The 12,660-nt window shown below is 44.2% G+C and carries 10 protein-coding genes and 2 pseudogenes; 5 read left to right on the top strand and 7 right to left on the bottom strand.

Going from position 1 to position 12,660, the window contains the following annotated elements:
* Nucleotides 1–792 precede the first annotated feature (792 nt).
* Entirely contained in the window at nt 793–2,229 is a 1,437-nt protein-coding gene (locus V5T57_RS20215; RefSeq protein ID WP_332893085.1) for a hypothetical protein, read from the top strand.
* Nucleotides 2,230–2,804: 575 nt separating this feature from the next.
* Here V5T57_RS20215 and V5T57_RS21040 read toward each other — a convergent pair.
* From V5T57_RS21040 to V5T57_RS20225, 3 genes are all read right to left on the bottom strand, one after another.
* Nucleotides 2,805–3,110, bottom strand: a complete 306-nt coding sequence (locus tag V5T57_RS21040; protein ID WP_442918250.1) for a transposase — start codon at nt 3,108–3,110, stop codon at nt 2,805–2,807.
* A gap of 134 nt (nt 3,111–3,244) precedes the next feature.
* Nucleotides 3,245–3,565 carry a hypothetical protein gene (locus V5T57_RS20220; RefSeq protein ID WP_332893086.1) on the bottom strand — a complete coding sequence of 107 codons (321 nt, stop codon included), beginning with the start codon at nt 3,563–3,565 and terminating at the stop codon, nt 3,245–3,247.
* Nucleotides 3,558–3,698 carry a hypothetical protein gene (locus tag V5T57_RS20225; RefSeq protein WP_332893087.1) on the bottom strand — a complete coding sequence of 47 codons (141 nt, stop codon included), beginning with the start codon at nt 3,696–3,698 and terminating at the stop codon, nt 3,558–3,560. Before V5T57_RS20225 ends, V5T57_RS20220 begins: the two co-directional genes overlap by 8 nt.
* Nucleotides 3,699–3,817: 119 nt before the next feature.
* On the opposite strand from V5T57_RS20225, the pseudogene V5T57_RS20230 reads away from it, so the two are divergent.
* A pseudogene (locus V5T57_RS20230) lies at nt 3,818–4,896 on the top strand (IS3 family transposase).
* 897 nt (nt 4,897–5,793) lie between these two features.
* On the opposite strand, the gene V5T57_RS20235 reads toward V5T57_RS20230, so the two are convergent.
* The gene (locus tag V5T57_RS20235; protein WP_332893088.1) at nt 5,794–6,789 is read right to left on the bottom strand and encodes a glycosyltransferase family 2 protein; all 996 of its coding nucleotides are present in this window, start codon (nt 6,787–6,789) and stop codon (nt 5,794–5,796) included.
* 226 nt (nt 6,790–7,015) lie between these two features.
* Between V5T57_RS20235 and V5T57_RS20240 the strand changes: the two genes are divergently transcribed.
* The 3 genes from V5T57_RS20240 to V5T57_RS20250 all read left to right on the top strand — a co-directional run bounded on the left by V5T57_RS20240 (nt 7,016) and on the right by V5T57_RS20250 (nt 9,927).
* Nucleotides 7,016–7,990 carry a lysylphosphatidylglycerol synthase transmembrane domain-containing protein gene (locus tag V5T57_RS20240; RefSeq protein WP_332893089.1) on the top strand — a complete coding sequence of 325 codons (975 nt, stop codon included), beginning with the start codon at nt 7,016–7,018 and terminating at the stop codon, nt 7,988–7,990.
* A 144-nt stretch (nt 7,991–8,134) separates the two neighbouring features.
* On the top strand, nt 8,135–9,556 hold the full coding sequence (locus V5T57_RS20245) for a B12-binding domain-containing radical SAM protein (RefSeq protein ID WP_332893090.1): 1,422 nt from the start codon (nt 8,135–8,137) through the stop codon (nt 9,554–9,556).
* Nucleotides 9,557–9,618: 62 nt separating this feature from the next.
* A complete protein-coding gene (locus V5T57_RS20250) occupies nt 9,619–9,927 on the top strand; it encodes a hypothetical protein (protein ID WP_332893091.1) in 309 nt (102 codons plus the stop codon).
* Between the two features lie 268 nt (nt 9,928–10,195).
* Here the strand turns inward: V5T57_RS20250 and V5T57_RS20255 are convergent, their stop codons facing one another.
* From V5T57_RS20255 to V5T57_RS20265, 3 genes and pseudogenes are all read right to left on the bottom strand, one after another.
* The gene (locus V5T57_RS20255; RefSeq protein WP_332893092.1) at nt 10,196–10,387 is read right to left on the bottom strand and encodes a hypothetical protein; all 192 of its coding nucleotides are present in this window, start codon (nt 10,385–10,387) and stop codon (nt 10,196–10,198) included.
* 781 nt (nt 10,388–11,168) lie between these two features.
* Nucleotides 11,169–12,206 carry a sulfotransferase family protein gene (locus V5T57_RS20260; RefSeq protein ID WP_332893093.1) on the bottom strand — a complete coding sequence of 346 codons (1,038 nt, stop codon included), beginning with the start codon at nt 12,204–12,206 and terminating at the stop codon, nt 11,169–11,171.
* Between the two features lie 171 nt (nt 12,207–12,377).
* Nucleotides 12,378–12,660 (bottom strand): annotated as a pseudogene (locus V5T57_RS20265) (IS5/IS1182 family transposase); the annotation flags it as partial.

The following is a 12,660-nucleotide window of genomic DNA, read 5'->3' on the forward strand; positions in this document are numbered from 1 at the left end:
TATATACTACACTTTGTCTAAATTTATTTTAGACTGACTATGCTTACTTTGTAGTGAATAACGGCATCATCAACTTCCCCATATTACTCTCTTACAAGGCCACCCCCAGTTCTCGCAGATCAATTGAACACCTTATAGGTAATATTACTTAACCTCTAGTTTTTTGTTTTGAGTGACCACAAAACACATTACTCTTAATGCTCGTTGATGATGCACGGATCAATAAAGCTTTTGCACTTGTCCAGTTACTCTACCGATCCGTTACTCTTTGTTAAAAAATCATACTAATGAAAAGAAAAGTTATTATGTTTTTATTTCATGTCATAAAAAACTTAGGCCTCTCTACATGGCCTTATGTGTCACTGTGTTGGGCTGCATGATGACTTTCCAGGCTTACGCTGAGCAGATCAATTTAGCTAAGGGCAAGAAAGCAACACTCTCATCTTAATCCTGAGCCGAATTCGAAGTTGGAATCTTGTCCCTGCGTAAGGGTGATGGTGACGGATCGAGAGGAATCGCCAGAAGAAGTGCGCCCGGAATGAGGGAATCAGTTGGAAATCAACGCAAGGCAGGGCTGATTTGACGCAATGATTGCCTCCGACGGGATCAACGGCGTCCTTGGGTGTGCGTCAGGGTGGATTTCGGAGACGATTTCGGCCGGAATGGTGGCTCATTGTGGGCTACTTGGGTAATCTCGATTAAAAACTATGAGGGGTGGATATTAAATCATCCGCCGACTAAAAAATGCTATCATACAACCGAATCAATTCCCTTTCTATCATAGCGGTCATCGTGTTTATGGTGCTGCTGTTTCAGGCATCACCCCAGGCTCATGCAATCTCTAAATCTATGGAAGGTTGCAACAAGGCCAGCGCCAAACTAACCGCACGAATCAACCAAGCTCGGAGCGATCTACAAACTGAACTTCGTCGGCATAATAAACGCCTACCGGCCTCCCTAAAGAATGCCTATTTGAACGTACAAAAGAGATTTCTGGACCCTCTGTACAAGCCTGTTGCTCAGAGCTGTCCAACCGCGGTTTCCAACCAAATGAAAAAGAAGATGGCCCAGTTTCAAACTGAAGTCACTAAAGTGCCCACCGCTGGTGTGAAAACTAAAAAAAAGAACGCCTCTGCGGCAAAGAGCACTGCAGCAGCAACAAACACTAAGTGCACGAGCAGCCTAGACAAATATAATAAAGCGTCAGCCAAACTAAAAAGCGATGTCAATGCAGAGCTAAAAAACTGGGAAAACAAGCTCCCTCAAGCAAAGATGGTTCATTTAGCGACACGCTATAAAAAAGAGGTTGCCTCCCTATATCTAGGGATTAAAGCAATCTGCAGCGCGACCCAAACAAAACAGGTTTACCAAGATCAATTGGCGATCAGCGATGCCATTTATAAAGCACCTAAAGTTAACTTAGCTCAGTTTTGTCGCAAAAAATCCTTAGCGATTGGAAAAGAAGAGAATGACGTTTTATTAGATTTTCAACGTATAAATCGCGACCACAACCAAAGCCTGACAAAAAAAGATAGATCTAAGTTACTGGCAACCTTAGATCAAAATATTAAACCTCGTCTGGATCACCTTGTGTCGATCTGTGGTTTAACGCAGCTGTTAAAAGGCAATGAGGGATCGTTTAAACTTATAAGGGATCTCATTTTAAATATACCGCTCTACAAAAAACCTGTCGCCTCTATTTGTAAAAATACGACCAAAAAATTCATCACTGAACTAAACAAGTTGCGTGTTGAGGTTGATAAACGCAAATCAGCCTTAAATCAGCGTTTAACTGAGAATGATATTTTAGATTTCAGAGCAAAAGCCTGGAAGATCCGAAATAAGTACAAGCGCACAGTTACCGTACACTGTGGAATAAAAACCATGCCAGATGCCTGGAGTGATATTAGCAGCCTGACAAGATCTATCAACAAGACCCCAACAGTCACGCTAGCCCAGATTAAGTGTGAGGATGCCCAGACAAAGTTTGCTACCCAGACTAAAAAAGGGTGGCAAATCTATAATCGTGCCATGGAAGAGTATAAGAGCCTTCCTGACAACATTAAAAAACTGCTGGAAAAGAAGATTGCTGATGCACGTAAAAAGTATAAGCCGATCATCAAGAAAAACTGTTCCCGTCATGATAAAGTATTAATACAGATTTTTTATGATCAAGCACAACTCTCTAAAATGGTCGAGCTACCGGCCGGTACAGCCATTTGGAAGTAGTAGCGTGACAACAGCAGAGCCTACACACTATTGTCACCACAAAAAATTGGCGCATGAATGCCAGGGAGGTAGAGGCACAGACACTGTTAAAAACACAGCGGGCGCTTTATCGGCGTTAAATCTGAGCTAAAACCAATTCTCAAATAATCGGAGTACACCGTATTGGCCCACAACCAACAGTTGTGGGCCACCCCCTACAAAGGGGCTTTGTCAGGTTATCCATGTCGAGGCAATAAGAGCCAGACGGAGGTAGATCATACCTCCTCTTTCCCTCAGATTCTGAAGTTCTGGGGACATCTATGGACCCACCCCCTAGTGTATAGTCATGCTTGTTATGACGGGTACAAAATTAAATGATCTTATCGTGTTTCTTTCTTCTGTTAATCACCTGTTTAACTGTTAATGGAATAACCGGTATCGTTATGTTCGTATGATGTGATCCACCGTGCATGGTCTTGGGACTTGAGCAGGATTTGTCTTATTTTCCGACATTTGGATCTTAACGGTTGATATCCCTTTTTAGCTTGGGGCTCTTTTTGACACCATACCCACACTGCTTTAATCAACAGGCCGCATCATCTTTTTTGGCCAACTGAACGCAACCGTCCACGGTCTTTTTTATCTCCGCTCTCGCGCACCACTGGAGCCAACCCAAGATATGATACGAATTCCTCACCACGGCGGAGCCGTGTTGAATGGAACAACTCAGCGGCAAAAGTAGCTGCTGTAACGTTACCAACACCACATGCTGTTTTTAGGCGTTTGATGCACTGCTGTTGACCACAAGTAATCGATTGGGCGTGGATTTGTGAATCTACTTGAGCCTGTTCAGCTGAGAAAAACTCTAACGCCCGCAGGTGGCTATTAAGGGTTTGGCGGATCGTTGGTGTTGTCTGGAGCCTGTAGAGTCATGCGATGGACTGCTTTCCCCATCTATCCAGGTTTTCTGGCTCTGGAATATTATTGATGAGCCGCAGGCTTCGAATACGCTGTTTACTGCGGCGTAGCGAATCTGTCAGTTGATGCCGTCGACGACTAACGAACGGAACGCTTCTTCATGCTCAGAAGGAATAGCAATAGGGCGCAAAAGGCCAGATGCAGCAAACTCGGCTAATTTCCTGCCATCGAGCCGGTCTGTTTTGTTTGTTGGACTGACCGGACGTGGAATACGGCTGGGCGCTGCTATAGTGACCGGTAATCCAGCAGACTGAAGGGCACGGGCTAAACCATAACCTGTTGGGCCTGCTTCCTGTGCAATCATACCAATAGTCACAGGTAAAGATTGAATCATTTTGACCAGGGTATCAGGCTCTGGAGGCATCGTAAGATCACTCATTTGTCCGTCTGGCCTTGGTTAGAGCAATGCTCCAGCTGCGCTTATGGACATCCATGCCAAGATAAACCAGGCTATTTCCAAAACCGGGCAGAAAGCGTTCAAACTTGGGTGCACTAACCGTGTTGTCTGCCATGTCGAAATCTCCTGTTCTGGTTGGAGGTGTGACTCCAGAATAGCAAAGATGCCTACATGGTATTTTCTGGACACCCATTCTGAGGGAGAATAGAACGCCCGCATAGAGGAGGTGTCTTGATGAGCAAACGACAATTGAAACGGTATACCCAAGAGTTCAAGGATCGAGCAGTTGAGCTGATGAACAGCACGGATCAATCCGTGCCTGAGATTGCTGAGCAGTTGGATGTCAATCCAAAGAATCTTTACAACTGGCAAGCACAAGCGCAGGCCAAAGAAGCAGGTGGCAAGTCGCCTGAGATGGTTATACTCCAGAATGAGAACAAGCAACTGCGTAAAGAGTTAGCCCGGTTACAAGAAGAGCAAATCATCTTAAAAAAAGCCGCCGCGTACTTTGCCAAGGACATCCAGTAAAGTACGCTTTTATCCAGCAGCAAAGGCGTTACCATTCAGTAGAACACCTTTGCTGCGTGCTGGATGTCTCTAAGAGTGGCTATTACGGCTGGCTCAACCGGCGAGAATCAGCCAGGGCAGAGGAAAACAGGTTTTTAGGAGAATGGATCGTTGAGATCTTTCATGGAAGCTGAGAAACCTACGGCTCCAGGCGTATACAGCGCTGTTTGATTGAGCAAGGTGTTCGCGTCAGTAGGAGACGAGTTGCCCGGATCAAACGTAAGCTAGGCCTGGAATGCAAAGCCCAACGATGCTTCAAGGTTATCACGACAGATTCCAGTCACTCTTTCCCCGTGGCTCCGAACCACTTGAACCGTGAATTTACCGCTGAGCAACCAGATCAGGCCTATGTGGGCAATATCACCTACATCACGACCAAAGCATCACTGGTAACGGATGCCTTAAGAATGGCCTATTTCAAGCGTAGGCCACCAGTTGGCTTAATGGTCCATAGCGATAGAGGAAGCCAGTACGCATCTAATCTTTTCACTGGCCTGCTCAAAGAGAAGGGATATCTCCAAAGCATGAGCCGTCTTGGAGACTGCTGGGATAACGCACCAGCGGAGAGCTTTTTTGGCACATTGAAAACTGAGTTGATCGGAGGTTTTGTTTTCAACTCTCATGAAGAGGCTAAGCAGGCCATCTTTGAGTACATCGAGGTCTTTTATAACCGCCAGAGAAAGCATTCAACCATCGGATATTTGACCCCTGAACAGTGTGATCTGGCATTCTCAGTTTCTGCGTAAAAAACCGTCCAGAAAAGTGTTGCCCCATCAGTTGGATAGAAATTCACTCCGAGGTGTGCTCAGTGATTAATAGAATACCCTGATGGTAGGGATTGGCTAAAACCTCTACATCATCCAGAAAAAACAGAGAAATCTTTGGCTGCCTTTCTGGCAACTTGCTTTTACCCCAACTAGAAACTCAAACCGTATACCTGTTGCTTAAACAGGCTTCTGAACAATCGACTGCTTAGCGGGTTATTTTATCCTCTAATTGGGAAGATGTTTTTTCTACAATCTGTTCAATTACATAGGATGGGCGTTGCTTGACCTCTTGGTAAATACGGCCAATATATTCCCCCAACACACCAATGGCGATAAGCTGAGCGCCATGAAACAATAAAGAAACGATCATTTGAGAAGCATAGCCAGGAACATCAGAGGGAGAGCTACCAAATAGAGTGATATCAAAGACTCGCCTTAACAACAGCCAAACAGCACTGCCTCCAGCAAAGAAAAACAGCATCAACCCAAAGATGAGAATGAGTCGTAATGGTCGTGTTGAGAAATTAAAAATACCATCAAACGCCAACTTCACCAGTTTAAAGAAAGAATATTTTGATTCACCTGCTTCCCGTGCAGCCCNATATTTGACCCCTGAACAGTGTGATCTGGCATTCTCAGTTTCTGCGTAAAAAACCGTCCAGAAAAGTGTTGCCCCATCAGTTGGATAGAAATTCACTCCGAGGTGTGCTCAGTGATTAATAGAATACCCTGATGGTAGGGATTGGCTAAAACCTCTACATCATCCAGAAAAAACAGAGAAATCTTTGGCTGCCTTTCTGGCAACTTGCTTTTACCCCAACTAGAAACTCAAACCGTATACCTGTTGCTTAAACAGGCTTCTGAACAATCGACTGCTTAGCGGGTTATTTTATCCTCTAATTGGGAAGATGTTTTTTCTACAATCTGTTCAATTACATAGGATGGGCGTTGCTTGACCTCTTGGTAAATACGGCCAATATATTCCCCCAACACACCAATGGCGATAAGCTGAGCGCCATGAAACAATAAAGAAACGATCATTTGAGAAGCATAGCCAGGAACATCAGAGGGAGAGCTACCAAATAGAGTGATATCAAAGACTCGCCTTAACAACAGCCAAACAGCACTGCCTCCAGCAAAGAAAAACAGCATCAACCCAAAGATGAGAATGAGTCGTAATGGTCGTGTTGAGAAATTAAAAATACCATCAAACGCCAACTTCACCAGTTTAAAGAAAGAATATTTTGATTCACCTGCTTCCCGTGCAGCCCGTTCATAAGGTAGCCCCGTTTGTTTAAACCCTGCCCAGGCCCGCAACCCACGAACAAATCTGTTTTTTTCAGGCAATAGTTTTAGAACATTCAGAACAGAGCGATCCATAAGAGCAAAATCACCACTATCCATAGGGATTTCTATAGAAGACAGCGTATTGAGCAGACGGTAAAAACTAAAATAAGCAACCCGCTTTAAAACCCCTTCTTTACGCGCCCTGCGCACGCCATAGACGACTTGGTAGCCCTGCTGCCATTTCTCAATCATCTCAGGGATAACTTCAGGAGGATCTTGAAGGTCAGCATCAATCACAACCGCAGCATCCCCATCTGAATGCATTAACCCTGCAGTCACAGCTTCTTGATGACCAAAGTTCCGAGAAAAAGTTACAACCTTAATACGCGCATCATCTAATGCCATTTTGGCTAACATCTGCCGTGTTGCATCTTGGCTTCCATCATCTACAAAAACCATTTGAAGACGGTATGCGTCTAAAGGCTCAAACGTTGCCATTAACCGTTGGCTGGTGATTTCAATGACTTCCTGTTCATTAAAGCAGGGGATAACTACCGAAATAAGAGGTATAATCTTGGAAGTCATAATAGTCCTTTGCCAACGTTAAAAATGGATTGAGCGATACTCCCCCTCACTAAACAAGCAACATACTTACCAAGAAACCGGAGTAGGTTTTTATAATGCATAAGAAAAGTGTGGTCTACTTTGGCTGTCGTTCGCATCCGCCACTCGCCCACCCTCTATCGGCATGCTTAACCAAGCATAAACTTTGATTCAATAGAAACTAAACAGGTATCAAGGCGATAAAAGTTTGAAAATTAATCGAACACATATAAGTCTGATTTTATGGGTTATTGCAATTTGGATCCTGTCACAAGCCATACACAACTGGCCACCTCTAGACAGTTGGTTGGCACATATTTCTTGGCAGACACTGTTAGCTATTGGCACTCTTGTTGTTGGCCTTAGCTTAGCCACACTCATCCGTACTTATCGTTGGGGTCTGCTGCTTCAAAGCCAAATTCGTTTCAACTGGAAAACCATAACGGCTGTGTATGGTTGGTCTTTTTTATTGGCCACATTTACCCCATTTCGCAGCGGAGAGTTGGTGCGCCCACTTTGGGTTCGTAAACAGGGTGGTTGCTCATTCCACTCTTTTGCACTCATGGTTACAGAACGGATTGCAGATATTTTGATCCTGACAGCTCTTCTACTCATCTGGATCTACACACTAACAGACCAGAATATACCAAGTTTTATCACCCCCATGCTTCCATGGGTATGCATACTCCTGTTTGTATTTTTTTTGATGACACCATGGTTGTCCAAGCAGTTGCAAAACCAACAAATTTGCCCCAAAGCCTTAGGTAATAGACCTCGTGCCGTTCAGTGGTGCTCTCAGTTGTTAGAGGGATTACAAGCATTTGGATCAGCACCTGAAAGAATTAAAATATTTTTTGTTACACTCACTGTTTGGGGCGTATTAATCACAGCATATATAGTTGCACTGATGTTTCTTCTTCCTGATATTCCCATAACAGCTGCTATTGGTGTGGTCTGTTTAATTAACTTATCGACCCTAATTTTTATGGCACCAGGTCATATAGGCATCTTTGAATTAGCCGTTATCATGGCTCTTTCACCTTATAATATAGAGGAGGAAGCCTCTTTACAGGCTGCAGTTTGGCTACATTTAGGGGTTCTCATTGCCATTATTCTAATTGGTGGAATAAGCTGGGTTTACTTAAGGTGGATAAACTCAAGCTCTGTCAAAGAGGCTGCATAACCCCTTCTTCCACCAAATAAATAGATTTATTTTGTACATCATTGTTTTTTGATAGATAGTAAAACCATATCACCTTCTACCAAGACTTTTTGTTGAGCTTTCATACTCACGATTTTTCATTCTTTTCTTAGCAGGATACAACACATGCGTATTGCCCTAGTTAAAATGCAAGACACCGCAAAACAGTCCTTGCTTACAGCGGCCCAATACCCTGTTAACTTGGCCTATTTAGCTTCAACTTGCCAAGAGAGAGGTCATGAGGTTGAGCTTTGGGATTTTGTTGTTGAACCCATGGAACGAGAACTTGTGGAAGAGCGAATTCGCCGATTCCAACCTCAAGTTATTGGTGTTTCTTGCGTAACCAGTGCCATGAATTTTGGAAAATTATTTGCACGCTGGGTTAAAGAAATCGATGAGAATATTTATACAATTTTAGGTGGTGTTCATATCACGGTTCTTCCCATTGAAACCCTAAATGAAGCACCTGAATTTGACCTGGGTGTTGTCACAGAAGGAGAGGAAACTCTACCTGAAATCTTAGATATTCTAGAAAAAGGTCATGCGCCTATTGGCATAGCAGGAACAGTCTACCGTGAAAATGGTAAACCGATGTTAACAGGATGCCGCGACTTTCCTGATGTCAACAAGATTCCCTACCCCAACCGTGATTTGCTGCCCTCAGAGCTCTATCTCAACAAACACTCTGTACGTGGCCTCTCCCGTAAAACCTGGAATATTATTGAAGTTGACAGCTCTAGGGGGTGCCCATTTAGATGCACCTTCTGCAATGTAGAAGTTACCCATGGACGAAAAGTCCGCTACCGGACACCACAACATGTTTTAGGCGAAGTTGAAGCCTGCGTTAAGAAATATGGGACCAACTGTGTTGTGTTCAATGACTCGACATTTACCTTTAAAAAATCACGTGTCAAAGAGCTGGTACTTGGTTTGCCTAAGGTAGGTATTGAGGGCTATCATGTAAATGGACATGTTAAAACAGTTGATGCAGCAATGCTTCAAACTCTGGCTGAAACAGGCTGTCAGAAAATCAGCTTTGGGGTTGAATCAGGTTCGCAAAGAGTTTTAGATAAAATCCTTAAAAATGCTACGCTTGAAGAGATCCGTGAAGCATTTACGATGGCAAAACGTTCAGGTATTCCAATCGTAGAAGGCACCTTCATCCTCGGGTCTGATATTGAAGAGACTGAAGAAGATTTTGCTTCGACGGGCCAGCTCATGAGAGAGCTGCGCCCAGATATCGTTGGCATGGGGATCATAACCCCTTTTCCTGGGACGGCACAGTATACAGAAATGAAGTCTGCAGGCTATTTGGAAGGAGTACCTTGGGATGATTATCAAATTTTTGCTGAGACGCCCCCTCCTTGGCGCTTAAAAAATTTTAGTGCCCAAGAGTTGGTGGAACACAGAAATCGGATGTTAAAGGCCTATTACTGGAACCTTCCATATATTTTCAACCAGTTAACAAAAATTCGTTCTGTGTCAGATGTACTCTATTATATGGGTATGATGCGTTCATTCTATAAAGTTGTTGTCCGCAATGCCTAGCTTATCGATCGTTCTGTAGATCTTTTAAGCAGCAAGGCCAGAGCAGATTTATGGGATAAGCTTTGAGCTATTCAGCAGAGAAAAAGAAAAGAACTCTATTTTTTCAGGGTGAAGCGGAGATTGTAGCCAATTTCTGTCATCAGGGCATTCGGTTGATCACCAAGCACACCTCGGAAGATGCTTCTATCCAACCGCCCTCCACTTTGCAGGTAGCCAATTATCGGCTCAATGGCATTCCGGCATTTCAACTCTTTCTTAATGATCGGTTTTATGCCGCGTTTCTGCCTGAAAATGAAAACGGTACTCTTGGTGACTTTGTGGCCTCAGTAGGCTTGGCCCACATAATCGCACTTGGCCCGTATCTCGGATAAGCGGGCTGATTGAGCCAAAGCCAGTGAGCGTCCATCATAGGGGTTGCCTGGAACAGGGAGCATCCCTAGAGCAAAACCTTCCCGATTGGTTATAGCTACGCTGACCTTACTGCCAAACTCATACTTTTTTATGGGCTTTACCCATGGCAATGCAAGCGGTGTGTGGCCCATGCAGGCTGTAGAGCTTGTTGTTGTCCGTGCGTTTCTATCCCACTAAACGTTCCGTCAGGATCAGTTTCTTGTGCAATATCATCTGAGCATTGGCATCCTACTCGGGTAGTTTGTGGCATAACTCTTTAACCACCCGGCTCAACCAAGTATTGAGCCTGCGCACCTTGTGGCCCATACGTTTCATCTGTCTGGCGTGGGCATGACGGCCAGCTTTTTGCGCCGTTTGCAGGCCTTTTTTGCGGACATAACTCTGACGCAACCCTATGGAGAAAGGAGCGGCCAAAGCCACAAGGCACTCCCGGCTCCGATTGAAAACTCTGCCATCCTTTGGGTGCGCGATGTTCTTGCGCTGAACTGTACAGTTCACTGTCACCCGTTTGAGGCTGGACAACTTCATCCCACCAAATGGAAGACCAAGGTTTCTAGTTTTCTCCAAAAGTTGTTCTAGCCCCTCCTTGCCAACCCGTTTGCACCACTTGGACAGGCCGCTTCGTATGCTAGATTTCTCATGGATACAACATGTCGCTCCGCACAAGTGTTGCCAGTTAGGATTCTCCGGCCTGTGGTTAACCATATCCTCCCTAGAGAGTCCATGCATCGATTAAAACAGAGTCAACCCAACCATCTGCGTATGGGATTAAATGGTGGTCTATATCGGTATAGAGCGGTTCAACGCAATCTTTCAGCCATATGATTCGCCAAAATCACCTATTCGTAGCTCGCATCAACCAGATGCTCAAGGTGGTGCGAAACAGATCCCCCAGGGGATTGAGACGAGGCTTGGTTTTTCCATCCTGAAATTGCAAGAGTTTGAACCAATAAAAGAGCAAAACTTGCAATTTAGCACATTTCAAAAGATAACTTTTCGTATATTTACATGCGGTTAAACACTGTAGAATGATCAGCGAAATAAAAGCGCTTCTCACATTTTCATAAGTTGTTAATCACCAGAGAACAATGGGCTGATTAGTGTGAACCTGTGTGTACTCTCTATATAATCAAATCTTTGTACTTACGAGTATGTGGGCTGTTTACTAACAACATACGATGATATTGAAAATGTATAAAATTCAGTACTTAGGGCGTTTGACCATAAATCTTTGAACTATCATTAAGACAGGGGGGATAGCCCATTTAGCCCATCTCTTGTAATTAGCTAGGAGGAGATAACGTTTCCATAAAAAGAGGGGTGTCGTTGCGTTTGTAGGCGTCGATTTATCCGTTTGCTTAGGTGTGATGGGATAACCCCACTGTAACAATTCTTTTTGTGCGATATTTTCGAGTTGATGGATGGTTGTTTGGGGCATTTGTGTGCGCCACTTTTCCTTATTCGTTTTCACAACTCCTTTTTGCATAAGCTGGTGTGTAGGGTTAATGGAAAGGGCTTTTCCTAGGCTAGTGTCTGTTAAGGCTTGAACCTCCTTTTTTTTGGTTGTTCCTAGGAACCGTTCAAGGCTGCCCATGATTTCCGAAATATTTTCCAGCAGATCTTCATAGCGAATCTCAATCGTATTCTCCGGGTGTTGTAAACAAAATTCATGGTAGTGCGTGCTATGCTTTTTCCATAACCACATGCCCTCAGAGAGGGAGCTGGGGTGGAACCATGTTTTTTGCCAGGACATAGCGGTATCTCGACCATCTCTTACAATATGGATGATACGTGCTTGAGGGAAGACATCTAATATATATGAAAGTTGCATTGGGTCGTAATACGCACTTTTATCTACCCAGCCCTGACCACCATTTTGATGGCTGAATTTGGAAAAGACAGCATGACAAAGGCTTGAATAATCATGACTTTGATTGATGATATCATCTCGTTCAGCTTTGAGCGAAAGAAGAGATTGCGGGGTTATTTTTTGTAAATCTTGTCCTGGATTATTTCGTGGGACCCATAGTTCTGAAAAGCCAAAGATAGCATCAAGAAGTCTTGATCGATTGTCTGAATGTTTGAGATCTCCCCAGTAATTTCGCCAGGGATGAAAATAGGGCAAGAAATGAGGTTCTACAGGTCCAACCACACCAAAGTGAGCTTCAAGTAAGGCTGCGAGTAATGAAGTGCCGGAACGGGGGCAGCCTAAGATAAAAACCTGTGGTTGTATGTCCATCGGTTATTCCATATACAAAGCTTTTGGGAGAATCAGTGTCGTTATGTATTCTCCAGTTCCTGGTAAGAACTGTGATACAGGTAGGATGATAACCCGTTATGGTGAATAGATGAATGCTTCTTGTGCGTATCAAAATCTTTACAAACGCCCTGATCACTCAAATGGTGATTGCTAAAACGTCGATCGTTCAAAACCTGTTTGATTGGCGGGTTCCAAGGCTGATTCCTGGGGTGGTCTAAAGGTCTGTATCCAGAAAAGCAGCCAAAGAAGCCTCAGCTTCTTTAAGATGAGGCGGAGGTTGTAGCCAATCCCTGAAATCAAAACATTCAACTGATCACCGAGCACACCTCGGAGAAAGTTTCTATCCAACCGGCCCTCACTTTTCAGGTGCCCAATGATCGGCTCTATGGCATTGCGCCGCTTCAACTCCTTCTTGATGGTCGGTGTTATGCCG

It is taken from the genome of Magnetococcus sp. PR-3, from assembly GCF_036689865.1.
In the GTDB taxonomy this organism is placed as follows: Bacteria; Pseudomonadota; Magnetococcia; order Magnetococcales; family Magnetococcaceae; genus Magnetococcus.

Coding starts and splice junctions, on each gene's coding strand:
- V5T57_RS20220 (WP_332893086.1), bottom strand. CDS start 3,565: ATGAGTGATCTTACGATGCCTCCAGAGCCTGATACCCTGGTCAAAATG.
- V5T57_RS20225 (WP_332893087.1), bottom strand. CDS start 3,698: ATGGCAGACAACACGGTTAGTGCACCCAAGTTTGAACGCTTTCTGCCC.
- V5T57_RS20235 (WP_332893088.1), bottom strand. CDS start 6,789: ATGACTTCCAAGATTATACCTCTTATTTCGGTAGTTATCCCCTGCTTT.
- V5T57_RS20245 (WP_332893090.1), top strand. CDS start 8,135: ATGCGTATTGCCCTAGTTAAAATGCAAGACACCGCAAAACAGTCCTTG.
- V5T57_RS20260 (WP_332893093.1), bottom strand. CDS start 12,206: ATGGACATACAACCACAGGTTTTTATCTTAGGCTGCCCCCGTTCCGGC.